This window comes from Aliirhizobium sp. YIM B11859 (assembly GCF_057163345.1).
Window position 1 is genome coordinate 1135986 of sequence record NZ_JBXHAY010000001.1, and the last position, 24417, is coordinate 1160402.

Annotated in this window: 14 protein-coding genes, 1 other RNA gene and 1 pseudogene; 10 read left to right on the forward strand and 6 right to left on the reverse strand. The window is 56.7% G+C overall.

Translation table 11 applies throughout. The features are described from left to right. Positions 1 to 205 precede the first annotated feature (205 nt). Together AC2GXZ_RS05275 and AC2GXZ_RS05280 are read left to right on the forward strand one after the other, a co-directional pair. Complete coding sequence (locus AC2GXZ_RS05275; protein WP_483758048.1) at positions 206 to 1393, forward strand: efflux RND transporter periplasmic adaptor subunit; 1188 nt, start codon at positions 206 to 208, stop codon at positions 1391 to 1393. Next, positions 1390 to 4584 carry an efflux RND transporter permease subunit gene (locus AC2GXZ_RS05280; protein ID WP_483758049.1) on the forward strand — a complete coding sequence of 1065 codons (3195 nt, stop codon included), beginning with the start codon at positions 1390 to 1392 and terminating at the stop codon, positions 4582 to 4584. The genes AC2GXZ_RS05275 and AC2GXZ_RS05280 overlap by 4 nt, the downstream gene beginning before the upstream one ends. Before the next feature lie 64 nt (positions 4585 to 4648). Here AC2GXZ_RS05280 and AC2GXZ_RS05285 read toward each other — a convergent pair whose 3' ends face one another. After that, positions 4649 to 5494 (reverse strand): NAD(P)-dependent oxidoreductase, encoded by an 846-nt coding sequence (locus AC2GXZ_RS05285; protein WP_483758050.1) that lies wholly within the window; start codon positions 5492 to 5494, stop codon positions 4649 to 4651. A gap of 195 nt (positions 5495 to 5689) precedes the next feature. Between AC2GXZ_RS05285 and AC2GXZ_RS05290 the strand changes: the two genes are divergently transcribed. Both AC2GXZ_RS05290 and AC2GXZ_RS05295 read left to right on the forward strand, forming a co-directional pair. After that, positions 5690 to 7108: an FAD-binding oxidoreductase gene (locus AC2GXZ_RS05290; protein WP_483758051.1), complete on the forward strand. Its 1419-nt coding sequence runs from the start codon at positions 5690 to 5692 to the stop codon at positions 7106 to 7108. A gap of 74 nt (positions 7109 to 7182) precedes the next feature. Then, the gene (locus AC2GXZ_RS05295; protein WP_483758052.1) at positions 7183 to 10848 is read left to right on the forward strand and encodes an AsmA family protein; all 3666 of its coding nucleotides are present in this window, start codon (positions 7183 to 7185) and stop codon (positions 10846 to 10848) included. A 29-nt stretch (positions 10849 to 10877) separates the two neighbouring features. On the opposite strand, the gene AC2GXZ_RS05300 is transcribed toward AC2GXZ_RS05295, so the two are convergent. The 4 genes from AC2GXZ_RS05300 to ssrA form a co-directional block, all read right to left on the reverse strand. Further along, positions 10878 to 11135: a ribbon-helix-helix domain-containing protein gene (locus tag AC2GXZ_RS05300; protein ID WP_483758276.1), complete on the reverse strand. Its 258-nt coding sequence runs from the start codon at positions 11133 to 11135 to the stop codon at positions 10878 to 10880. Positions 11136 to 11239: 104 nt separating this feature from the next. Further along, entirely contained in the window at positions 11240 to 11434 is a 195-nt protein-coding gene (locus AC2GXZ_RS05305) for a DUF4169 family protein (RefSeq protein WP_483758053.1), read from the reverse strand. A gap of 26 nt (positions 11435 to 11460) precedes the next feature. Continuing rightward, complete coding sequence (locus tag AC2GXZ_RS05310; RefSeq protein WP_483758054.1) at positions 11461 to 11964, reverse strand: SspB family protein; 504 nt, start codon at positions 11962 to 11964, stop codon at positions 11461 to 11463. 120 nt (positions 11965 to 12084) lie between these two features. Further along, positions 12085 to 12449, reverse strand: a transfer-messenger RNA (tmRNA) gene (gene ssrA / locus AC2GXZ_RS05315). A 141-nt stretch (positions 12450 to 12590) separates the two neighbouring features. Here ssrA and AC2GXZ_RS05320 point away from each other — a divergent pair. From AC2GXZ_RS05320 to AC2GXZ_RS05345, 6 genes and pseudogenes are all read left to right on the forward strand, one after another. Then, positions 12591 to 13178: pseudogene (locus AC2GXZ_RS05320) on the forward strand (thymidylate synthase); the annotation flags it as partial. A 99-nt stretch (positions 13179 to 13277) separates the two neighbouring features. Continuing rightward, positions 13278 to 14201: a thymidylate synthase gene (locus AC2GXZ_RS05325; RefSeq protein WP_483758055.1), complete on the forward strand. Its 924-nt coding sequence runs from the start codon at positions 13278 to 13280 to the stop codon at positions 14199 to 14201. A gap of 95 nt (positions 14202 to 14296) precedes the next feature. Then, positions 14297 to 18502 carry a hypothetical protein gene (locus tag AC2GXZ_RS05330; protein ID WP_483758056.1) on the forward strand — a complete coding sequence of 1402 codons (4206 nt, stop codon included), beginning with the start codon at positions 14297 to 14299 and terminating at the stop codon, positions 18500 to 18502. Further along, positions 18502 to 20502, forward strand: a complete 2001-nt coding sequence (locus AC2GXZ_RS05335) for a hypothetical protein (RefSeq protein ID WP_483758057.1) — start codon at positions 18502 to 18504, stop codon at positions 20500 to 20502. Before AC2GXZ_RS05330 ends, AC2GXZ_RS05335 begins: the two co-directional genes overlap by 1 nt. Positions 20503 to 20537: 35 nt before the next feature. Continuing rightward, a complete protein-coding gene (locus tag AC2GXZ_RS05340; RefSeq protein WP_483758058.1) occupies positions 20538 to 21080 on the forward strand; it encodes a hypothetical protein in 543 nt (180 codons plus the stop codon). Positions 21081 to 21085: 5 nt separating this feature from the next. Further along, the gene (locus AC2GXZ_RS05345; RefSeq protein WP_483758277.1) at positions 21086 to 22756 is read left to right on the forward strand and encodes a tyrosine-type recombinase/integrase; all 1671 of its coding nucleotides are present in this window, start codon (positions 21086 to 21088) and stop codon (positions 22754 to 22756) included. 27 nt (positions 22757 to 22783) lie between these two features. On the opposite strand, the gene AC2GXZ_RS05350 is transcribed toward AC2GXZ_RS05345, so the two are convergent. Further along, a complete protein-coding gene (locus tag AC2GXZ_RS05350) occupies positions 22784 to 24013 on the reverse strand; it encodes a site-specific integrase (RefSeq protein ID WP_483758059.1) in 1230 nt (409 codons plus the stop codon). Between the last annotated feature and the right edge of the window lie 404 nt (positions 24014 to 24417).

Consider the following 24417-nt stretch of genomic DNA (forward strand, 5'->3'; position numbering starts at 1 on the left):
CCGGGCTGCGTGGCGTTGCCCCGATGACGGCTTCCCCAGGTGCAATCCGTGTCTTTCTTTTGTTTGGCTATGCGCTGACACAAGTGTGAAATCCCGTGATGGTAGAATTTCCGGATCACCGATGCCGGCATTGCCAGTTATTGATAAAACAGGGATATTGTCGGTTGTCGGCTCCTGAGTGACTTTTAATACCTGCGAGGTCTGCATGCGGATTTGGAACCAGCTTATTCTGTCGGTCGCGGTGTTGCTCGGGGGGCTCTGTCTCTGGGTCTACATGTCGGCCGATGCTGGCCGCACGCTGATATCCATGGGAATGCCACAGGGTGTCGTTTCGGCGATCAATCCGAAAGCGATCGAACCGGTTTCGGCAACGGTCGCCGGCAGCGAAGGACACAATGCCGGTTCAGGTGGCTCCCGCCAGAACGCAAACCCGGATGCACAAGCAGTACTGGTCGCCACAAGGCCGGTCGGCACCGGCGTCGTCAACGACCGTCTGTCTGCGATCGGTGACGGGGAGGCTATCCAATCGGTGATCGTCATGCCGCAGGCAACCGGCACGATCAACGAGATCCTGGTGAAGTCAGGCGATCAGGTCAAAAAAGGCCAGGTGCTTGCGCAGCTCGATGATGACGAACAGATCATCCTGCGCGATCAGGCCAGGGTTCTCTTGCGCAGCGCACGGGAGAAATCGGATAGCTACCAGAACTTGAAGAGCTTCTCGCGGCTCGATGTTCTCGATGCCCAGATTGCTTTCGAGACAGCGCAGCTTGCGGTGACCAATGCCGAGCTGGCGTTGAAGCGCCGCTCTGTCGTGGCGCCGATCGACGGGATCGTCGGCATCGTCGCCATCAATATCGGCGACAATGTCACGACCTCCAGCAACGTGGTGACGATCGACAATCGCTCGGAGCTGCTCGTCGATTTCTGGGCGCCGGAACGCTTTGCCGTACAGGTGAAGACGGATATGCCGGTCGAGGCGATCCTGGTTTCTCGTCCGGGCAGCAGTTTCGAGGGCTCGGTCTATGCCGTCGACAATCGCGTCGATCCGGCCAGCCGGACGATCCGGATTCGTGCAAAAATTCCAAATGGCGAAGATCAATTGCGGGCCGGCATGTCGTTCGGCGTGACGATGCGGTTTCCCGGCGAGACCTATCCGGCCGTCGATCCGCTCGCCGTCCAGTGGGATGCGCAGGGCGCTTTCGTCTGGCGTATCGCCGATCATAAATCCGTGAAGGTTCGCGCCCGGATCATCCAGCGCAATCCGGATGCCATCCTTGTTTCCGCCGACCTGAAGGAGGGCGATGCCATCGCGACCGAAGGACTGCAGCGGGTGCGGGAGAACGGGGCCGTTCGGATTGCCGGGGAAAAATCGCCGGAGGTAGCCAGCCGATGAGCGCTGATCACACCGGAAATTCGCCGCCGCAGGAGACAAACTCCACCCAGCCTGGATCCGGAGCCGGCAAGCAGGGCTTTACCGCGCTGTTCGTTCGTCGCCCGGTCCTTGCGGCGGTACTCAACACGCTGCTCGTCGTCGCCGGCCTTGCGGCGCTTGTCGGTGTCGAGGTGCGCGAATTGCCGGATGTCGATCAGCCGGTGATCACCATCCGCACGACCTATGACGGTGCCTCGGCCCAGACGATGGACCAGGAGGTGACGGATGTCATCGAAGGCGCGGTCGCGCGTGTCGCCGGCCTGAAGGCGGTTTCTTCGGAATCGCAGTTCGGCCAGAGCCGCGTGACACTGGAATTCAACGATACGGCCGATCTGGCGGTCGCGGCCAATGACGTGCGCGATGCGCTCGGGCGGGTCACCGGGCTGTTGCCCGATGATGTGGATGAACCCCGCATCATCAAGGCCGATAGCGACAGCCAACCGATCATGCGTCTTGCCGTCACCTCCTCGACCCTGTCGATGGAAGACCTTACGCTGCTGGTCGACAACGAGGTGTCCGACCGGCTGGCGGCTGTTGACGGCGTGGCGGATGTGGAGCTCTACGGCGACCAGGAAAAAGTTTTCCGTGTCGACGTGAACCAGGCGGCTTTGGCCAGTCGTGGCCTGACGATCGCCGACCTTGCCACGGCGCTTGATACGGCGGCGATGGACGTGCCGGCCGGTTCGCTGGAATCCTCTACCCAGGATATCGTCGTGCGTGCCACCGCGAGCCTGACCAAACCGGAGGATTTCGAAAACGTCCTGCTCGGCGACAATGTCCGGCTGCGCGACGTCGCGACGGTGATGCTCGGTCCGGACGACGGTACGACGGCGCTGAGGTCGAACGGCATTCAGGGGGTCGGCCTCGGCGTCCTGCGCCAGGCGCAATCGAACACGCTGAGCATTTCGGAAGGCGTACGCGCGGCGGTGGCGGACCTGCAGAAGGCGCTTCCCGAAGGGACGCGGATCGCGATTACCAGCGATGACGCGGTGTTCATCGAAGGAGCATTGCATGAGGTTGAGATCGCGCTGGCGCTCTCCGGCACGATCGTGGTCATTGTGATCTTTTTATTCCTGCGCGATTGGAAGGCGACGCTGATCCCGGCGCTGACCATGCCGGTGGCGCTGATCGGCACTCTGGTGGCGATTTATATGGTCGGTTTTTCGATCAATATTCTGACACTTCTCGCGATCGTGCTGGCGACCGGCCTGGTGGTCGACGATGCGATCGTCGTGCTCGAAAACATCGTGCGCCGAAGAGCGGAAGGCATGGGGCCGCGGGCGGCTGCCGTGCTCGGTACGCAGGAAGTCTTCTTTGCAGTCCTCGCGACCACGGCCACCCTTGCCGCAGTCTTCATTCCGCTTTCCTTTCTGCCCGGACAGATGGGCGGCCTGTTTCGCGAATTCGGCTTCGTGCTGGCATTCGCGGTCGGCTTGTCGTCGGTCACGGCGCTGACACTCTGCCCGATGCTTGCGTCGCGGATGCTGACCAAGCCGATCAAGGACAAGCAGGACGGCCTGCTCGGGCGCTTCGGCGTGCTGTTTGCGAATGTCTACCGGGTGACGCTGCATGCCTGCCTTGGGGCTCCGGCAATCGTCATCGTCGTCGCGTTGCTGTTTGGCGGCGCCGGTTATATGGCCTTCAAGACGGTGAAGAGCGAACTGACACCGGCGGAAGACCGCGCCATGGTGTTTCTTCGTGCCACCGCGCCCGAAGGGATCAGTCTTCAATATATGCGCGACAAGCTGCAGCAGATCGAGGAGAAGCTGAAGCCGCTGGTCGATTCCGGTGAAATCCGTAATATCTATTCGATTTCGGGGCAGGGGGGCGCGACCAATAACGGCTTCATGGTCCTGACGCTTGCGCCATGGTCGGAGCGCGACCGCAGCCAGGCCGAGATCGTCAAGGACATCAATACGGCGACGGCAACGGTGCCGTCGCTGAGAGCCTTTGCCCAGCAGCAGAACAGCCTTCGCATCCGCGGCGCCGGCAACGGTCTGCAGATGGCGCTGGTCGGTACCAATCACGAAAAACTCACCGATGCTGCGCTCAAACTCGTCGATCAGCTGCGGCAGACGGGTCTTTTCGATACGCCGCGCCTGAACAACGAACCGACGCAGGCGCAGATCTTCGTGTCGGTGAACCGGGAGCGGGCATCCGATCTCGGTATCGACATCACCAATCTGGGAACGTCGCTTCAATCGCTTCTGGAAGGGCGATCGGTCGTCGACGTGTTCGTTGATGGCGAGGCGACCCCGGTCAAGCTGACCTCGACGACCCGGCCGATCGACGATCCGACGGATCTCGAAAACATCTTCCTGAAGGCCAAGGACGGCCGGATGGTGCCGCTTTCGACCGTCGCGACGCTTGAAGAAAAGGCCGTGGCTCCGAGATTGAACCGCGAGCAGCGACTGGCGGCAGTGTCGTTTTCCGCCGGTTTGAGGGACGGTGTCTCGCTCGGCCAGGCGGTCCAGACAGCGACCGAACTGGCGCAGCCGCTTCTGCCTGCGGGTTCGCGTCTTATCCCGCTTGCGGAGGCTGCGACGCTGAAGGAAAATTCGAGCGGCATGGCGCTGACCTTCGGTTTCGCCATCGCAATCATCTTCCTCGTGCTTGCGGCCCAGTTCGAAAGCGTGCTGTCGGCGGTGATCATCATGTCAACCGTGCCGCTGGGGCTTGCCTGTGCCGCATTCGCGCTGGTGCTGACCGGTTCCAGCCTCAACGTCTACAGCCAGATCGGCCTTGTGCTTCTGGTCGGTGTGATGGCCAAGAACGGCATTCTCATCGTCGAATTCGCCAACCATCTGCGCAACGAGGGCGCCAATTGCCGCGAGGCGATCGAGCGAGCCTGCTCCCTGCGTCTTCGGCCGGTCATGATGACCATGATCGCAACCGTGATCGGCGGCCTGCCGCTGGTTCTTGCCAAGGGCGCCGGTGCCGAGGCGCGGATCGCGCTCGGATGGGTGATTGTCGGCGGGCTTGGCTTCGCCACGCTGGTGACGCTTTACATCACGCCGGTCGCCTATCTGCTGCTTGCCCGGTTTGCCAAACCGCATGCGCATGAGGAAGCCCGTCTGCATGACGAGCTTGAAAATGCGAGGAAGAGCCGTGCGAACGACAGCAAACAGCCACCGCTGATGGCGGCAGAGTAGAGACGTTTAACTCAGGTTCCAGCAGCACGATGCGGGCCGTTGGCCTGTCTGCCGGGAGGTAGGCTCACGCGGAGGACTGTCCGGCAAGCAACTGGTTCAGCTCGGCGGCCAGCGTGCCGCCGTCCTGCCGGTCGTCGGCCATTTTCCGATAGAGCCCTGCCATGCCGCGAAAGATCAGCGATGCCGGATCGTCGTCGCCGAGAAAATCGGCGATCTCTTCCATTTCTGCGACCCAGCGATAGGCCTTCGGATACATGTCGGGAATGCCTGTCGTCAGTTTGCGTTCGATCGCCGGCACACTTTCGGCAAGTTCGAGCTTCAGGCTTTCGTCGGCGCCGCTTTGTATGGCTGCCAGAAGCATGGCAGTGCCCAGTCCGGTCAGGCCCTTGTTTATGCCTGAATAACACATTTTCAGCGCCGATGCGGCGCCGATGCCGCCGGATACGGGGCGCACCGGCATGCCATAAGGTTGCAGCAGCGCCGTGCGGTTGGACACATCGCCACTGACATAGAGCTTTGGGGCCTGTTTTTCGCTGGGCGGAGCGCCGATGATGCAGGCGTCGATCACCTCGACTTTCGTGCCGATGAAGACATCGGCCACATCCTTCATGGTCGCCGGCGATATGGCATTGCAGTCGACGTAGATGGCCGACCGATCCTGCCGGCGTGCCTCCTGTGCAAACCGGCGGGCAACGCTTACGGCCTCAGCGGGCGGGATGATCGACAATACGATCTCGGCGGAGAGCAGTGTTTCGAGGTCTGCCGCCTTCATGCCGGAAGCTTCCGCCCGCCCCACGGTTGCCGGCGAGCGGCCTTCAAGGTCGGTCACAACGGTCGCTCCATTGCGGGCCAGCAATCCGCCGATCCCGCTGCCCATTGCGCCAGCTCCAATAACACCGATCGTCGCCATATGAGGTTCCTTCATTGCAGCATGCGTTGCGTCATTGGTAACGCACGCAGGGCGGCATTCAAGTCGGTTTATGTCAGACAAATCGGAGGTGTGCATCGGCAAGGGTGCACCACTTCTGCCCAAGGACGTTGTCACTGGACAAACAAGTGCTTGTCCCATAACCAGTTTCTGCCCAGCATGCAGGAGAATATCGAGATGGCAATTCGGGACGTGAAGGCAGGCCTCCGCAACGAGGAGGGCATCACGGCAGTCCTCGGGATTTTGAAGCAGGCCTTCGGAGAGCGCTTCCAGACCGGCCAGTCGTTTCGCGAGCAGCACGCCCATACGACGACCTATCTTCCCGCACAATTGCCGGACGGCGTCGTCTTTGTCGAGACGGCCGATGAGGTGAAGGCGGTGGTGAGGGCCTGCGGCGAACATCACGTGCCAGTCATTCCTTTCGGTGTCGGATCCTCGCTCGAAGGTCAGGTGAATGCGCCATCCGGCGGTATTTCCGTTGATTTCTCGAGGATGAACAAGGTTCTGCGCATCAGCCCGGAAGATCTCGATGTGACGGTCGAACCGGGGATCACCCGCGAGGAACTGAACCGCGAGTTGCGCGATACCGGCCTGTTCTTCCCGATTGATCCAGGTGCAAATGCAACGATCGGCGGGATGGCGTCGACGCGTGCATCCGGTACGAATGCCGTTCGCTACGGCACGATGAAGGACAATGTGCTCGCACTTACCGTCGTGACTGCCGATGGCGAAGAAATTCGCACCGCCCGGCGGGCGCGGAAGTCTTCTGCCGGCTACGACCTGACCCGCCTGTTCGTCGGAGCGGAAGGCACGCTCGGAGTGATCACCTCGGTGACGCTGAAGCTGCAGGGTATTCCTGAAAAGATCGGTGGCGGCGTCTGTGCCTTCCCGAGCATCGAGGCAGCCTGCAATGCCGTCATCATGACGATCCAGATGGGCATTCCGGTGGCGCGCATCGAACTGCTCGACGACGTGCAGATCAGGGCCTGCAACGCCTATTCCAACCTCTCCTATCCGGAGAAGCCAACACTGTTTCTGGAGTTTCACGGAACTGAAGACACGGTGCGCATCCAGTCGGAACAGTTCGGCGAGATCGCGACTGAGTGCGGCGGCGACGAATTCCAGTGGACCGCCAATGCGGAGGAGCGCACCAAGCTGTGGAACGCGCGGCATAACGCATACTGGGCCGGTCGGGCGCTCGATCCGTCGCTGAACGGTCTTTCGACGGATGTCTGCGTGCCGATTTCGCGTCTTGCCGAATGTGTTGCCGAGACCCAGGCGGATATCGCGCAATCCGGTCTTCTGGCGCCGATCGTCGGCCATGCCGGGGACGGGAATTTCCATGTCCTCGTGCTGTTCGACGACAAGAGCGCCGAATCGGTTGCCAATGTCGAGGCTTTCACCGGAAGGCTCAGCCGCCGCGCGCTGGCCATGGACGGTACCTGCACCGGCGAACACGGTGTCGGTCAGGGCAAGATGTCCTATCTCGACGAGGAGCTCGGCGGTGCGCTCGACGTGATGCGTTCGGTGAAGAAGGGCCTTGATCCCGACAATATCTTCAATCCCGGCAAGATCTTCCGGATGGCGCAGGCGTGACTTGAACGGGACGGGTGATCGTCTAGTCTTGAGCCAGCAAATAGGCTCGGGATAACAAAAGGAGATCGGAAACGGTGCTAGGACGGGTGATGCTGGCGATCGGCGGTTTGATCGTCGTGGTGCTTTTCGCCGCGCTTCTGGCGCCGTTCGTGCTCGACTGGTCGAGTTTCCGTGTCGAGTTCGAGCAGCAGGCAAGCCGCATGCTGGGCAAGAAGGTCTCGGTGCATGGCGAGGTCGATGCCCGTATCCTGCCATTTCCCTCGGTGACGCTGCATGACGTGCGCGTCGGGCAGGATGCCGATGGCAAGCCACTGGTGCAGATCGCGCGGTTTTCCATGGATATGGAGCTGGCGCCGTTTCTGTCCGGCGAAACCCGGATCTTCGACATGCGTATCGAGGAGCCCAAGGTTCGCGTCCATATTCTCAAAGACGGCACGCTCGATTGGATGCGCGGCAGCCGCCCGGCCATTCCGACGCGTGTCGTGGTCATCGAGGACGTTCATATCAGCGATGCATCCGTCGATCTCGTCGACGAGCAATCGGGACGGTCGCGCAGGTTGACGGGACTTACCGCCGAAATGGCGGCCGCGTCGCTTGCAGGTCCGTGGCGCGGTGAGGGGAATGCAACACTGGACGGGCAGGAGGCGCGTTTCAGCCTCGTCACCGGTTCGGCAAATGTCGAAGAAAAGCGGCTGCCAATCCGGTTGAGGTTGTGGCCGGATGCCGAGCCGCTCGAAGTCAATCTCGACGGCGATCTCGCGCTGGCCGAAAACGTGCCGACTTATGGCGGAAGCTTTGCGGCAAACGTGCTGCAGGAGGAAGACGACACCGAGCCGGTCACTGCGCCGCCACCGGGGCCTCGGGTCAAAGGCACATTCGAACTGACCAACGACCGGATACGCGTCGGTGATTACCGGCTCGAAGTCGGCGCCTTAAACGATCCCTATGTCGTCACCGGCGAGGCGACGCTCGATACGGGCGCAAAGCCGGAATTCCTGCTGACTGCCGAGGGGCAGCAGATCGACGTCAACCAGTTGGGGCAGCCTGGGACACGGGGCAAGACCGGGCGGGATGCCGCCGCGTCAGCCCAGCGGCGTCTGCATGCCTTCGTCCAGATGGCCGCGTCCATCCCGATCCCGCAGGTTCCGGGTCATGCCAGCCTCAAGCTGCCGGCGGTCATCTGGAGTGACACGACGATCCGCGATATCCAGCTCGATGTTCGTCCGGCCGGTGCCGGCTGGACGGTAGACAAGGCCGTCGCGACATTGCCGGGCCGAACCAAGATGGAAGCAAGTGGCGGGCTGGTTCTGGAGGGCAAGCCATCCTTCACCGGCAGTATGCTGTTTGCCTCGGTCCAGCCGTCGGGGCTTGCCGACTGGCTGTCCGGCCATGTTGATCCGGCGATCCGCCAGCTTCGCAGCGCGGGCTTTTCCGCCAAGGTGGACCTGACGACGGAGCGCCAGCGTTTCAACGGCCTCGAACTTGCCATCGGTCCGGCGACACTCAAGGGCAATATCGAACGCCAGTCCCGTACCGGGCAACCGCCAAGCCTGTCGGTCAACCTTGCAGGCGACGAGATCGATATCGACGCGATGCGGGCGCTCGCCTCGCTGGTGACCGGTGAAGATGCCGGCCGCAGCGTACTCGACCATAAGCTCGAAGCGACACTCAAGGCACAGAAGTTTACTGCATTCGGGGTTGCCGCGGAGAATGTCGATACGGCCTTCACCATGGACGGCGGCGTTCTGTCGCTCGGCCATCTTTCGGCGGGCGACATTGCCGGGGCAAAGATCTCCGCTCAAGGGCAGGTGGCCGGTTCGCTGCTCGAATATAAGGGCAATGCCAAGGTCCATTTCCAGGCTGCGGACCCGACGGCATTCATGGCGATGCTGAAACGGCAATTGCCGGCACATCCCGTTCTCGACCGGTTGGCGGCGAATGCAGGTTTCTATTCGAATGCGGATATTTCCGCTGACGTGACCGTTGGCCAGGATGGTGGCGGGGTTGCGGCAAAGGTCACGGGCTCGGTCAATGGCAGTGTCGTCGATGCGTCTGTCGATCTGCCGACATTGTTCGATCTGACCGGCGGCGACGCGATGACGCTTGCTGCCTCGCTTGCCAATCCCCGTTCGGAAGTGCTGCTCGGCCAGGCAGGTGTCGATATCCTGCCGTTCGGTGGCGATGGTCCCGGAACGCTGTCGCTCAATGTCGAAAAGCCTGCAAATGGACCTGCGCGGACGAAACTTGCGTTCAGCACCGAACATACGGCGCTGACGGCGACCGGCGAGGTGTCGGTATCGGCCGCAGATTTTGCCGCAGGCCGTGGGCATGTCGCGTTGAAGAGCCGGGACATCGAGCCTTATCTCCTGCTCACCGGCATCAGCATTCCGCAATTCGGCGGCGGACTGCCGATCGACATTCAGGCGGATTTTGCGACGACTGACAAGGCGATCGACATTTCGGCACTTCGCGGACAGGCAGATGGCAACGGTTTCGACGGCAGGCTTTCGATCGACCGGGGCGCAGGCACGAAGGCGAGCGGCGTGCTCAGTGTCGACAGCGTGGATCTCGCCTGGCTGGGTGAAAGCGTATTCGGGCCGCTGACCGATGCCGGTACCGGAAAGCCATCTGCCGATGCATTCTCCATTCCGATCTTCGGCGAGGCACAAGTCTCTCTCGATCTGAAGGCACACGAGTTCGACGCCGGCGAAATCGGCAGGATTGCCAATCTTTCGGCAAAGCTCAGCCATCAGGGAGGCGGCATCTCACTCGACGACGTCAGCGGCGACTGGCGCGGCGGCAAGATCGGCGGAAAATTGCTGATCTCCAGCGGCAACGGTACGGGCATCGTGCAAGCGAAACTTCACGCCGAGAATGCCGATCTCGGCGCCATGGTCTGGCGCCGTGGGGACCGCCCCGTCGCAACCGGGAAGGTCAGTTTCGATGCTTCGGCGGAGGCGAGCGGGGCGAATATGCGCGATCTTCTGGCGGCGCTGAGCGGCTCGGGGGATATCCGGATTGCCGATCTGAAGGTCGAAGGCATCAATCCAGAGCTGCTTTCCCAGGTCATGGCCGCGACCGACGGCGCCAAGGGAGAGGTGAGTGAAGCGAAGGTCGCCGCGCGTGTTGCCGATCTCGTCCACAGCGGCAGTGTCGATCTTGGGCAGACGCGCATCCCGTTCACGATCACCGGCGGAGATCTGCGCGCCCAGGAAATCCGCGCATCGTCTGACGGCCTCGTCCTGACGGCGGAAGGTCATGCCGATCTGATGCAGGCGGGAATGGATGGTTCGATCTCGGCGACCTATGACGCTGGAGACGAGGCGATCACCGGTGGTGATCCGACGGTGCGTCTCCTTTATTCCGGTGACCGCTCCTTGCCACGCGAACGCGTCGATGTTGCAGCGCTTGCCAATTTCCTGTCGATGCGTGCCTATGAACAGGAACGCCGCCGGGTCGAAATGCTTCAGTCGAGCGTTCTCGAAAAACAGCGGCTGCGCCGCGAAGTCGCCCTCTATAATTTCAAGGCATCCGAACGCGCAGCCGAAAAGGTCAGGCTGGAGGCGGAGGAACGGCAGAAGCAGGCAATGATCGAGGCCGCCAGGGCTGCAGAGCAGGAACGGCTACGGAAGATCAACGACCTGCAACTGACGGTCCCGCCGACCGGCGAGAACCTGCAGCCAGGCATGCAGACGTCACCGTCATTCGGCGGGGGCAACCTGCCTGGGATCGGGCAATGACTCTGCTTTGCTGGGTGGATGGCTTGGGATTATGAGACGGTCAGTGCCGCCTCGACAACACGATGGTCGCCGTTTGCGGGCATGCTCTTTAAATAACGAAGAACATAAAGACGCAGCGAGGACGAGAGGTTTCCGAGCCCTCCGCGTTCGTCGTCTATTTCGGTGATGAGGCCTGCGAGGCTCATGCCCCGCACCCTGGCGATCGACTTCAATTCACACCAGAACTCATCTTCCAGAGAGAAGCTCGTTCGGTGTCCGTGAAGGGTCGCGGAATGCTTATGAATCAAGACTGGCTCCGTGATCATCATGACCAAGGGCCCTTATAGATTTGTCGGATCGAAGCACGTCAAGCGACCCAAATAGGCACAGATAACAGGATCTTAATGTCCACTTATTCTGGGTCTTTTTGGGGCTTGTCCAGCTTGCCCTGATCGAGAATTTTCTCGGCCTTGTCGTTCAGCGCGCCGGTGAGGTTCTTTTCGGCCTTGCTTCTGCCATGGCTGATCCGGTTCTGCTCTGCCTGCTGGTCCTTTTCGGAGCGTGCCTTGGCCTTGCGGAACTGCCGAAGATTGACCACGTCACCCATGGCACGATCCCTTTCGACTGCGTGAGCTATTGCTTCTTGCGGAAGCTGTCGAGCGAAACGACGGAACCTTCCTTCTTCTCCTCGCCCGTGTCCTTTGCAGGGTCTGCAGGCTTGGAGACGGCTTCGACCGGTATCGCCGTGATCTCGGCGGAAACTTCCTCTTCCTCGGCCAGCGGAACTTCGAATTCGAGTTCGAAATTCACCGACGGGTCGTAGAAGCCGCGAATGGCGTTGAATGGAATGACGAGACGCTCGGGCGTGTCGGAGAAGGACAGGCCGATCTCGAACTGGGTATCGGTGATCTTCAGATCCCAGAACTGGTGCTGGACGACGATGGTCATCTGCTCGGCGTATTTGGCCTTGAGGTGCTGCGAGATGCGCACGCCCGGGGCATTGGTCAGGAAGGTAATGAAGAAATGATGGTCACCGGGCAGGCGGCCGGTTGCCGCTACTTCGGTGAGGACCTTTCGAATGACGCCACGCAGCGCATCCTGTGCCAGAATATCGTAACGGATATGATCCTGAGCCATGCGGTCCTGTCTTTCCCTATTTTACGTCTTTTAGTAAAGCGCGTTATGCCATGCCATCCCGGCTAACGGAAGTCCCGTTCGGTCGAGTCAGTTTACGATTGTATTCCAGTCAAAGGGGAAGGTGAAGGCTTCTGTTGCCAGGTGCCTTCGGACCCCGCCTTACGGGGCTAACCGTAAGGACTTAGTTCGGATTTCCCGCACCGCCATTAGGCAGCGAGAGCGTAACCCTTAGCGTTGTTGTCATTTGCAACTACACTTGTGACCCGATAACGGCGGTATCATGCCGAGCAAAAGTTCGATCTTTACACCCTTGTCGATCCTATTTCGCCCCCATCATAAAATGGCCGTCAGAGGCCAGTTTGTGGTGGAGGCGCCGGGTACCGCCCCCGGGTCCAATAGGTCTATTACATCGACCGTTTATCGCCATATCCGGACCGAAGTCCGGCACGGGTGATATAGGTGTTTGCGAGCGCATTGAAAAGAGGGCTTGTCGCAACTCCGTCACGATTGGCTCCGGCATTAAGACAAAATACCGGGAAAAGCGCAAAGGGTCACCGGCAGGTGATTGGTCGAGGCCGTCCATGCTACTATGTAGGGGATCAATTCAGGAATCGGCGGCCAGAACGATGAAACAGTATCTCGACCTTCTCCGGCATGTGATGGACACCGGCACCGATCGCGGTGATCGCACCGGTACAGGCACGCGCTCCGTGTTCGGCTACCAGATGCGTTTCGACCTTGCTGAAGGCTTTCCGGTGCTGACGACCAAGAAACTGCATCTGCGGTCGATCATCATCGAGCTGTTATGGTTCCTCAAGGGCGATACCAATATCGCCTATCTCAAGGAAAACGGCGTTTCCATCTGGGACGAGTGGGCGGATGAAAACGGCGATCTCGGGCCGGTCTACGGTTACCAGTGGCGCTCATGGCCGAGGCCGGAGGGCGGCCATGTCGACCAGATCGTGCAGCTGATCGAGGGGCTGAAGACCAATCCCAATTCCCGCCGGCATATCGTCTCGGCCTGGAACCCGGCGCAGGTCGATGACATGGCGCTGCCGCCCTGCCATTGCCTGTTTCAGTTCTATGTCGCCGACGGCAAGCTTTCCTGCCAGCTCTACCAGCGCTCGGCCGATATATTCATCGGCGTCGGTACGTTTCCCGACAACCGACCCGTACCTTCGGTTCTCAAGGCCTGGATTTCAAAGCTTTTCGGCCCTTCGAGAATGGTACCGGTACCATTTGTAGCATGACGTTTCAGTTTTGACTTTGCAGCTGACCGTCAAGCCAATCCAACAATTTCAGGAAATTTGATAATGGCTCGCCATCCTGAGTATCAGTACCTTGACCTGATCGAATATGTTCTCGAAAAGGGGGACAAGCGGATCGACCGAACAGGGGTTGGTACCTTGTCGACATTCGGTGCTATGATGCGCTTCGACCTCTCAGACGGAACATTTCCGGTTTACACGACGAAGCGCGTTTTCTGGAAAACGGCCGTGAAAGAAATGCTCTGGTTCCTGACCGGGCAAACCAACATCCAATCCTTGTTGCGTGAGAACGTCCGCATTTGGACGGATTGGCCACTCGACAAATATCGTAAGGCTACAGGTGAACAGATTTCACAGGAAGCCTTTGAGCAACGTGTGTTGGCTGATGACGATTTCGCTCTTGCGTGGGGCGATCTCGGCCCCGTCTATGGAAAGCAATGGCGGCGTTGGGTCGATGCTCAAGGTAATGAGCACGATCAGGTTGCCACTCTTATCCAGACGTTGAAGGCGAACCCGGCTAGTCGCCGGATGCTATTCCACGCATGGAACGTTGTTGAACTTGATCAGATGGCGCTCGCGCCGTGCCATATGACCTACCAGTTTTACGTCAGCGGACTTGGCTCCGAAGTCCAAAACGCCAAACCAAAGTTATCGCTGTTGGTTGGTCAACGCTCGTGCGACCTGGGCCTCGGCAATCCATTCAACGTTGCTCAAGAGGCTGCGCTGGTTCACATGATTGCCCAGCAGGTTGATATGGAACCTGGTGAACTGGTTTGGGTAGGAGGCGATACCCACCTTTACTTAAACCATATGGAATTGGCCCAGACGCTCTTGAGTAGGGAGCCAAGACCATTTCCTAAACTGAAGCTTCTTCGAAGGCCTTCCTCGATTGATGGTTATACAATCGACGACTTCGAGGTTACAGGTTACGATCCCCATCCCGCAATCGATGCTCCAGTCGCCGTGTAGGTTTACGGAAAATTTACCGAAATACCCGAAGCTTAGTGTAGAACTGGCGGATCGCGTCCACAGCTAGAGACGAAAGCCGAAGATTTTAGATTCTGATGAGCCTGCTTGTGCAGGTCGGGGAAGCTATGTCTGACGGCCAGATGGACGATCTCGATAACACCACGAACGAGCTTTTTGGGATAGCTAAAGGGCCTTCGGATACAGTTGAATTCCAATCAGAGGCGCTGCATGTCTTTCCAGCAGCGGTGGCTTTAGGAGAGGGTGGGCATCTGTCTGATGTTGCCACTCTATCCAAACGCCACGTCTACAAGGCTGATTTAGAGAGATTCGACGGCCCTTTGCCTGGTCGCGCACAATTGCCACCCGCCGGTGGCCACGTTCCACACCAAATTGCTCCAAGTGAAGGCTCCGTCAGCGACACGGCGGAAATCGTTGAACGGTTTCCTATCCTTGAAAAGCATCAGAATTATTCTTCGACGGGAAGGCGGGCGGCAGTCGTTCGATTTCTGAATGACTGCATCCGTAAGCGCAGTTTCCCGCGTTCCCCCAGGGATGCGAGCAAAATTCATCGTGGATACCTGGTTGAGGCTGGGCTGATTAGCGAGGGGTTCTTGCAGAAATGTCAGCAACTTCTCCGTGACTACGATTCGATTTTGGATGTAGCCGAGTCTGATCAAACCATTCCGCCACTATTACACGCAGAGCACGGCTTTTCCGACATCACCTCGCGATTCCCAGACCTAGAGCATCATCAAAATTACACGGGTATAAGAGGTAAGGTCGTTCGAATACTAAACGACTGTATTCGGAAAGGGAGGATTCCTCGGTCTTCTAAACAGCCTTCAAAAATCAGTCATCAATTTTTACGAGCCGCGACGAAGGTAAAGTCTCTGTCTGTATGTGCAGGTATTTTAGCAGATTACGAAGGTATACTCGACATTTTAGAGCCGGAGGAGGCTCTCCCGTCGATCACTGCCGAAGCAATCCACCAGATAGTCAGCCAGTTCCCGAGGTTGAGCAGATATCAAGGCCACAGCGGTGACAAAGCGGTAGGACGCCTAGTTGCCGTCCTGAACTCTTGCCTGTTGAATAAGAGTTTCCCGCGAGCGCCTGGACGTCCGGGTTTGATCAGCCGCGAGTTTCTTATGAAGACTGCGAGGATTGGGAGTAGCGGCACGCTACAGCAATTCATGGACCTTATTCGCGAATATGATTGCATAGCTAGGGACGTTGACCCGGTGGACCTCTCGGATCGCCGAATAAAATTTTTGTCTCTGGATGCGGATGACATCGTTGTACGCTTTCCATTACTGGCCCGGCATCAAAAATACGATGATCCCATCAAGGTAGCAGTTGTTTGCGTTTTGAATGACTACGTGCGACGCGGAAGCATTCCTCGTTCGAAATTCGATAGCGCCAAGATCAATCGAACATTGCTCTCGTCAAGGGCATCGACAACCGCGACCTTTCTCAAGGCAGAATGCCGCGAAATTCTGTGGTCCTACGAGGCGATTCTAGACGAGCTGGAGCCGGAGAAGGTAAAACTCTCACCTGCACCCATGTCGGCAGACGAGAATGAAGGCATTGTCCTAGCCCACCTTCCTGAACTCAAGTTTCATCAAGACTACGACCCCGGTAGTCATGCGGACATCATTGTCCGCGAACTTAACCGTCAGATCGTTGTAGGCCTGTCGGGGAGGAAAGCGCGTCTTGTGACGAACCGTGTCAAGCTCGCGGCCCTTTGCAGCCTTCCCAGACACACGGTTCAGCGGTGGTGTTCCATCATCGATGATTACACGGTCGCGGTACGAAAGTTAAATGACTCCAATCTCGACTCCGATGGTGTTTCAACCGTCAGGGAGCGCACCGAGGGTCGCCTAGTGGAGATGGAGCGCTGGTTTGAGCGTCATCTCTCAGAGGGAACGCTAGAGTTATCAGCAGATGGAAAGGTTAGCCGCAAACAATTCATGATTGCTTTCGGTTTGGAAAACAATCATCCCGCACTCAAAAGAGTGGCGAGTATTGCCAAGCTCATCGCTGATTATGATCGCACAGTGATTGAGACGAAATATCAGCCGTTGGACGTCAGAGAGAAGTTAGCCTTGTTCGATGCGCTAGCAGCAGGAGAGCCGGAACTTACCTCCGATGGCAAACGCATAAATCGAGCAGCTATGGAACGCGCACTTGGTTTGCAGCCAGGGATGATGAAGCGCTCCCCCTATGTCGAAAAACTCAAAGAAGCTGACGCCAACCTCGCCAAATCCATTGCTGCTGACCCTTTGACGGTGGCTGTGGCGGGAAGACTTTTCAGCTTTCATTACCTGCTCAAAGGTGGTTGGGAGAGTGCATTTGTTGGGCGGGTAGCCCGTTCATTTCATAGGACGTACGGTTCTGCGAAGGACAAAAGCGGCGTAAAGAGTCACTACGTCGGCCTCTCATTGCTGCTCAATTACATTGGGACAGGCCCCTCTGACACATGTCGTCGGCTGCGATACGAGATTAATGCCGATGCATCGCTCAAGGAATTGGTTGATGACTTCACTGTCGCCCGGGTGCAGGAGTTTCGTGACCACCTCGAACATTTGATTGAAAACGTTGCGAGCCGCAACACGCGCATCTCGGATACGAATGCGGTCGTTCGACATCTCAGCAATGATGGCGTGCTGCCACCTGTAGATTTCGGGATCAAGCAATTTCCTGAGCGTCCTGGTCCGCGCGTACGGTCCTTCGCCGAGGTGACACCTGACACCGCAGTCAAGCGATCAGCGTCACACGTTGACGACTATCTCTACTTCGCAACATCGATGATCAATCAGGCCGCTGACTCTTTGAATCTAGAAGTATCGGACCGCGAACAAACGGAGTTCAATCGAGTCCTGCGGTTAGAGATAGAAGCACTAGATATTAAGGCTCCAGAGAACCCGTCGGTTGTTATTCTCCAGATTCTCAAAAGACGCCTAGACGCCATCAAAGAGGCGGCGGTCGCTGTCGTGCACGCCGCGCGTGACCTTTGGGCTAAGGGCAAGCGATTGCTCGAAAAGGGCTATGACCCCGGCGAGGCACTTGATGAATTGCTGGTCAAAGGCGCGTTGAGGGGCCCTGGTCGGTCTGATGTCCTTCAGACGCATTTCCCAGTTGGGCCAAATGCTGACCAAGGCCTTGCTAACCTCCTACGAGTCATTGTGGGCCGTTATGGATACATCTATCCGAAAGCCCATGCCTACAATGCCGATGGCGGCCAATTTTTCGAATCACGGGCGTACGAGCATGGCGGCATCATGCATGTGCAGTCTCATCTGACAGCGAATGCTGAAGCCATCTCAGCGGTCTTGACACTTTATCTCATAGCGTCAGGAAGCAACGTTTCGGTCGGTCGAACTCTGTATACAGACTGTATTGAGCCCTCCGAACTAGCCAGGTGCGTCAAGATCACGGGATATAAGGCCCGGGCAGGCGGAAAGCCGATCATTGCGACGCTCAACGATGATGACGAAGCCATACTCGGGATAAAGTGGCTGCAAAACGTCTTCACCACAATTCCGAACATACACCCAAACCAAGCCAGGATGCTGTTCAAGTCACGGGGTTTCGGTGAAGGGTTCAAGCTGATTGATGAGCAAACGTACCGCAGTTGGTTCAAGAAGCTCGTGGCCAAAATACCGGCATTGAAGGGATTGAACCTCACGCCGAATATGATCCGGCCGTCAATCCTCTTAAAGACGGCCCTTGAAGACGATGCTCGTACGATCCTTTCGCAAGCAATTGGTCAGCATGGAGTGCGCGTCCATGAAGGGTATGTAGACAAATTTCCGATCCGGTTCCTCCGCGATACCGATATTCGGTACTTCCAATACTCAATGGAAACCATCGTCATCCAGAATATTGAGGAGGCGCACGATTTTCTTGGTATCGACGGCGCTGGCATGGCTCGTCGAATTGAAAACGTCATGCGCACCGGGCTTGGTACAATGTGTGCTGATCGACGCGGCCGTCCGGGTCTGGAGGGTGAGCTATGTCAGTCGCTGGACTGCATAGGTGGATGCCCGCAACTCATCGTCATCGCAATACCTAGAGAGATCGCTCTGCTTCAGTTGTGGCAGCGTTCTCTTCGAGAGGTCGAGGGGGATTGGGTTCGGGATCGTCCAGACCGGTGGGAGAAGAAGTGGTTGCCTTGGCTATGCTTTTGCGACGCCGTCGAAATCAAGATGCGCCAAACATTCTCCTCAGTGTGGAGGGCAGCGACTGTGATCGCAAACAAACTACTTGAAAATCCGAATTTTAAAATGAGGAGGCCCAGCTAATGCCTGTTGCCCTTAGAGCGGTACGTTCGTTTGAGCGAGGAGGGATCGATCCCGAAAGCCGCCGTCGGATTTGGCTTGGATCAGCCTATGAAAGCCACGAATGGATATTGAAAGATTCCGGAGGGCTTGGAAATGAGATTGTCGTTAGCTTCGACGTTAAGATGGCAGATGGAAAATCTCTGATCGACCACCCGCTGCTCTATCAAACAGCGAAAGAGCTTGTGTTCTGGATACGAGCGCAGCACTACGCCAGCATCCAGTCTGCAACTACACATCACAGTTATGCGAATGCCGTGTTGCGAATTTGCTACGCATTGACTGCTCGCGGGTTTACTTCCTTTGCCGTGTTAACTGCACTCGACATTGTTACTATGTGCACAGAAAGCGCACTTGGGATCGACAAAATGCTGACTGCCTCCAAGATCATGCGGGAAAAGCTTGATCTTTTCGAGACATGGGACGACGTCCCGCCAAGTGTATTGAAGCCTCGTAAGAAGACATTTGACATCGATGCGCTTATAGATGCTTTCCATCTCCCGAAGACTTGGGCCCGCACGGAGCTGAAATCCGAGATGGATGTCGCGGCGGCCCGCTTGAATAGTAAAGTGCTTTTGATGTCTGCGGCTGACGTCAGGACTGCTCCGATCAAATACAACCTAATTGCAGTCATCACGAGCGTATTCGATGCGCTCTTTGTCTTACGACCATTCATCGAGGCACCCACAATCAACTTCCGCCCCTTTCCACAGGGGCCGTCGAAAATGGCGATGGAACTGGGAGATACGTGCGATCAGACACCAATCGCTCCTCCAGACCTCGTGATGAATCTTCTTGAGCAATCGGTTCGGTTCGTAGCGGAGAACAGCCACGCTATCGTTGAAGGCCATCGAACAAATCTGGTTGCTCGGGGCACGAGCGGGTGGCGAAGGTCGGACGCTGAGGCCATACGCCCTCAAATAGCAATGCTTGCGGTCGCATGTTTCATACTGATCTCAGCATTCACCGCTCGTCGGACAGATGAAATCAAACTTCTTGAGCGCGATTGTCTAGCCGGGACTGATCTCCGTGGCTGGTGGATGAAATGCTACATCAACAAGACTGAGCGGCAGAGAACCTGGATACCCATCCCCAACATAGTGGCAAAAGCGGTTCACGTACTTTCTTCTCTGCAGCATAACGGTGAGGGTTCCCCGACTGGCCCTCTCTTCGATTATGTTGATCCGGTTTCCGGCAATCTGGCGACGCTCTCACCTGAGTCAAATCTCAACGAGTTTGCGGCTTCCGTTAATGCGGTGAAATATAAGAACGCGAACGACAACAATGAGATTCTCGCTTGGAGATGGCAGAACCGCCAATTCAGACGCTTCTTCGCAGTTCTCTACATTTGGCGATACAAAGGTAAGTACGAGAGCCTTTCTCACCATCTTCGACATTTCGATCTGCAGACAACCAATGATTATTGCCGACTGGATATCGAAACCCAAAGAATCGGGACGAAAGAGGTCTGGAACTTCCGCATTGAGATAGTGCGTGACGTCGTCTCCGGTAGGACGACCTATAGTGGCCCTATGGGTAAGCGGCTCAACGAGCTTGCTCGCCGTTTGCGTGAAAAGTTCTCAGGTGTCCAAATTATCAACGAATCCATTGCGGGAGCGATCATTAGGCAAATGGACAAAGCAAGCGTTGTGATCAGACCGCAAGCCTGGGCGACGTGCTGCTGCCCTCGAACGGAGAGCGGTTGTAATAAGGCGGCGTGCCGAAAAATTGCTGGCTACGAGCAGGGAGATATCGGGCCAGATTACTCGGCCGCCGGTCCTGCAATTTGTCCCAATTGTCCATGGGCATTAATTGGTCCGGAGAATGTCGCCTTCATCGATCAGGAGCTGAAAGTTCTTGACCTCGGCGCGGATGACGAATTTGGCCCCACCATCTTTGACGAACTGCGCGGTGCCGAGATTCTGACGTTGTCTCAGTCTTATAGCTCCCTGAAAGTTGCCTGATGACTTGGACCAACTGACTATCTGGAAGATTTGTGGTGACGAAAATAAAGCGACAACTGGAAACAATGAGGGATCGCTACCGAGTGTGGGCGGAGACCGGCGTTCCCGCTGGCGTCGATTTCAAAAAAACACTTACCAGTGCTTTCGGGTGGAATTGTCCAGAGTACGGTATCTTCAGCCCTGGTTCTAAACGAGACTGGAACACGGAGACTGGCAAACACGCCGATCTGGTCAAAGAGATCGCAGAATTGCTGGCCCGTTTACGTCCGATGGGAGCTGTTGGATCAGCTGTACCAAGCGAGCCCAAACCAGCCAAAAAGCCACGCATCAACAAAACGCAAAAGTTTCTGCGTCTCGCAGCAGAACAAAAAGCTGATGAGGCGACGACGATGCTTGTCGCTGCGACGAAACAATTTCATCAAGCCCGATACGCTCTTGAGGTCAAAAAACAAGAACTTCAGACTGCGGACGTTCGCCAAAGAGATGCAGAGCGACGTAAGGAGGGGGTTGAGAAGGAGAATGCGAAGCTAAAGAAGATGGTGGCGTCTAAGTCGGGCAGTCTGCGGGTGATTGATTGATCGCGGTGGCCTTTTCAACCCAAGCTAAAAGTAAACTGCTTTTTGATCGGCTTGATCAGTTACTCAAGACGTGTGATCCTGGAGCTGTACCCAACAACAGAGGTCGGTTCTCTCGCGTCTGGATTGCAGAGCGTATTGGCTGCAAAGCAAAAACACTAAGCGAAAATCTCAGGTTCAAAGACCGAATTAGGCGATGGGAAGAGCAGCAGAAACCTCTGCTCAAATGCGACGAAGTAGTCGCTGTAACCGAAGAGAACGTTGTTACCTTCAAGCAAAAAAAGCCGTACGCCAAAATTCTTTTTGTCGAAATAGAAGTCGGCCTTTTGAAACCTAAGGTTCATATAGTCCCCACGCTTATTTGGCAGGACGGGATCGATGAGTGGGTTGCCGACTATGCTCGACACCTCGTTGTATGGGAGCACAACAAATCATCAAGTGTTGAGACCAAAGTGAAGGCTCTCCGCATGTTTCGATGTTTTCAACGAGCCCATCGGACATCGGATTCGAAGGTCAACGATGATTTTTTGCAGGCTTTCTTGACGGTCCTTCGCGAGAAAGGAACGCAAATTGCCCGACGCAATTTCGTGGCGTCAGCTGTTCATGATTTTTACAAATGGGCCGAAGGGCAGGGCCATCTGAAGTATCACGTCCAGACGAAGGCTTTGCACGAATACGCGGGCTTGCCAGACCACTATGTGTTCCCCCTATCCAGCAAAGAAATCGACATTCGGCTCCCGCGCGGCGGCACGTTCAAAAAGTGGGTCTCCAAACTGATTGAGCCGGGCGAGCACAGCTCCTACGGTAGAAGGCATACACCGACCACCAATGAGGTCGAGCTGATACTGGAAAAGGCCGAAAACAGCGGAATCTACTGGGCACGCAACTTATTGATATTGCTCGTCGCTTTGGAAACAGGTGCTCGCGTCAGCGAAATTGTCCAGCTTCGCGTCAGTGATTTCCCATCGCTAGATGCACTCGCTCCGTTTGTGGGATCAAATGCCCAAACGCACCTTGAAGTGAAGGTAATCCGAAAGAACCAGGGAGAGGGCAAACTACGATTTAACCAAGACCTTGTGAGGAGCCTCGTCGCGTTCATCTACAACGACGCCCAGCGCCAGAAGATCATTTCCGAGCGTCCAGCTAGAAACAGGTCCAATGATGAACCGGTATTTCTGTCTGAAAGGGGCGGCGGGCTCGACGAGGATAGTGTAACTCGTATTGCTGGCGAAATTTTTGAGGATGCAGGTGTTGAAAAAGCCAACATTCATCGCCTGCGAGCGAAGTTCATCACTGAGGTCATAGAACTTCAACTGGACCGCCTTGCCGAGCAAGGCATAACCGTCAATAGGTCCGAAGGTTGGGAAAATCAGGTGTTGATGATGGCAGTAGAATTGATGGGGCACTCGCATCCTATCTCTCTCGTGCCTTATCTAAATGACATCTTACAGCGTCGAACAACGACGGTTGGGCGGATTGAATCTCGATCTATCGAACAGCGCGAACGCTCACTCACCCGCCTTCATTCGATGGTAGCTAAACAAATTGTTAGACAGGCTAGATTGTTGGAGGCGGAGCGCCTTATGGAGGATGGGAAAAACTTCGAGGCAGGTGTAGCTTTGGAGCAATACGGCAGGGAACTGCAAAATAATGGGACCGGTGCGGCCAACCTGCCATAGCGGTAGGTGGCCGCAACGCTTTTCAAATCAAGGTTTTGCTCTCAAGCTACATTCCATGACGGCAATGCACATTTGCTGCAGCATCACACGATCCACACCATAGGGCTTTAGCCGAACCCAAACCAACTCTGACATAGCTTGCGGCGACATATTACCAGGCAGGCTTGCCAAGATGAGACGCACTGCCGTCATGATGGCAAAACGTCGCAAAGAGGCTGGAGTAACTGTACGCGGCAGGTCGGCGCTGGCTTTTTGAAATGCCTTAAAAACATCTCCCCTTGAGATGCGTTTCCCATTCGACTTGAGAAAAAAGTGTTCGATCTCTCCGATTGAACTCTCGGAATTCGAAAGTATCTTCCGGCGAATTTCGACATGATACCTGACCATCCCCATCCAACTGTTCGGACTCAAATGAATTAGACGGCCGTTGGCATGGACCGATTGACCGTCGCGGATCAGGCCCAAAGGTATGGTATCGCCAGCAAACGGTGCCATTACGGTCGTTTGACGAACCGCAAGGGCTTCCGATAGCCGGACGAGGTCGTTGCACATTAAATCGGCTATCAGGCGATAACCGTGTCCCAATTTTTCGAAAAATTCCTCAATTTCTTCGACTGTGTGAACGACGAGTGCGGGTAACTTTGGTTGCGATACGACTATGCTTTCCATCCGCTCCTGGAAGTTGCGAATTGCCGAAAGACGTCGATATTTCGTGGGTACGAGGGGCAGATATCTCTGGTTGGCCGTAGGTATCGACTGCCGGAACCTGTCACGCAACCTAAGTAGAGATTCACGCGCTGCCTCATTTAAGGAGCCAACTTTGGTTGGGTCGAGTTGCTGTCCGTCCTTCCCGATGAAGACCCATCCAGTGTCTTTGTCAGGCGTTATTCCGATTGTCTTCAGAATTTTCTGTCGCTCGGAGGCGATGAAGCTATTTAAAAATTCCAGCTCCCGCTGCCGAACTTTTAACTTGTGCGTCCTGCCATCACTTCGAGAGATCAAGGTCGCAGTACCGCTTTCGTCCACCGTTGTTGGAACTTGATTCAATTTCAGCCCAATTAGTTCGGTAAGGCGAGCGCCGCTCATGGCGGAAAATTCTGCCAAAGGCCTCAGCGCAACTTCGATCCTTCGATGCTTGATATCGGTACGACGGGTCACCGGATACGTATCAAACGATCTCGGGGTACTGTCGCCACATTGCTCATAGGGCGGAGCGTTTGACGAATAATCAGCGCGGCGGTCATCATCATCAGACATAGCTATGCCTGTTCCTTTCTCAAATGGGTGTTGGGGAAGGACCGAACGTCACCTGTCCACACGATGACGTTCGGGGTTTGCCTGGTTCCTCCCGAATGATCGGGCAGGGCTCATGGACAGCACGAGAACCAAGGGCGCGTTTGTCCGGACGCTTTCCAGTTCACTTGGAAGCGACCGGAGGTCTTTCTGGTTTCCGTGTCTGGAATACGCCATTGTGAACGGCGCGAGCACCAGCAGCCCGCCGGAGTGAGATGACATTCTCATGCCGTCCTCCTCCTACAGATGCCGACTATCGGCTTCCTAACGCGAGGGTGACTGCCACCCCGCCGATACACCTGCAGTCATGTATGCAGACGTGTCGGGTATGCCTGGTTCCCCGGAGGGATAGTGCCCATGACCGGCGT

Coding starts and splice junctions, on each gene's coding strand:
- AC2GXZ_RS05275 (WP_483758048.1), top strand. CDS start 206: ATGCGGATTTGGAACCAGCTTATTCTGTCGGTCGCGGTGTTGCTCGGG.
- AC2GXZ_RS05280 (WP_483758049.1), top strand. CDS start 1,390: ATGAGCGCTGATCACACCGGAAATTCGCCGCCGCAGGAGACAAACTCC.
- AC2GXZ_RS05285 (WP_483758050.1), bottom strand. CDS start 5,494: ATGGCGACGATCGGTGTTATTGGAGCTGGCGCAATGGGCAGCGGGATC.
- AC2GXZ_RS05290 (WP_483758051.1), top strand. CDS start 5,690: ATGGCAATTCGGGACGTGAAGGCAGGCCTCCGCAACGAGGAGGGCATC.
- AC2GXZ_RS05305 (WP_483758053.1), bottom strand. CDS start 11,434: ATGGGTGACGTGGTCAATCTTCGGCAGTTCCGCAAGGCCAAGGCACGC.
- AC2GXZ_RS05310 (WP_483758054.1), bottom strand. CDS start 11,964: ATGGCTCAGGATCATATCCGTTACGATATTCTGGCACAGGATGCGCTG.
- AC2GXZ_RS05325 (WP_483758055.1), top strand. CDS start 13,278: ATGGCTCGCCATCCTGAGTATCAGTACCTTGACCTGATCGAATATGTT.
- AC2GXZ_RS05330 (WP_483758056.1), top strand. CDS start 14,297: ATGAGCCTGCTTGTGCAGGTCGGGGAAGCTATGTCTGACGGCCAGATG.
- AC2GXZ_RS05335 (WP_483758057.1), top strand. CDS start 18,502: ATGCCTGTTGCCCTTAGAGCGGTACGTTCGTTTGAGCGAGGAGGGATC.
- AC2GXZ_RS05350 (WP_483758059.1), bottom strand. CDS start 24,013: ATGTCTGATGATGATGACCGCCGCGCTGATTATTCGTCAAACGCTCCG.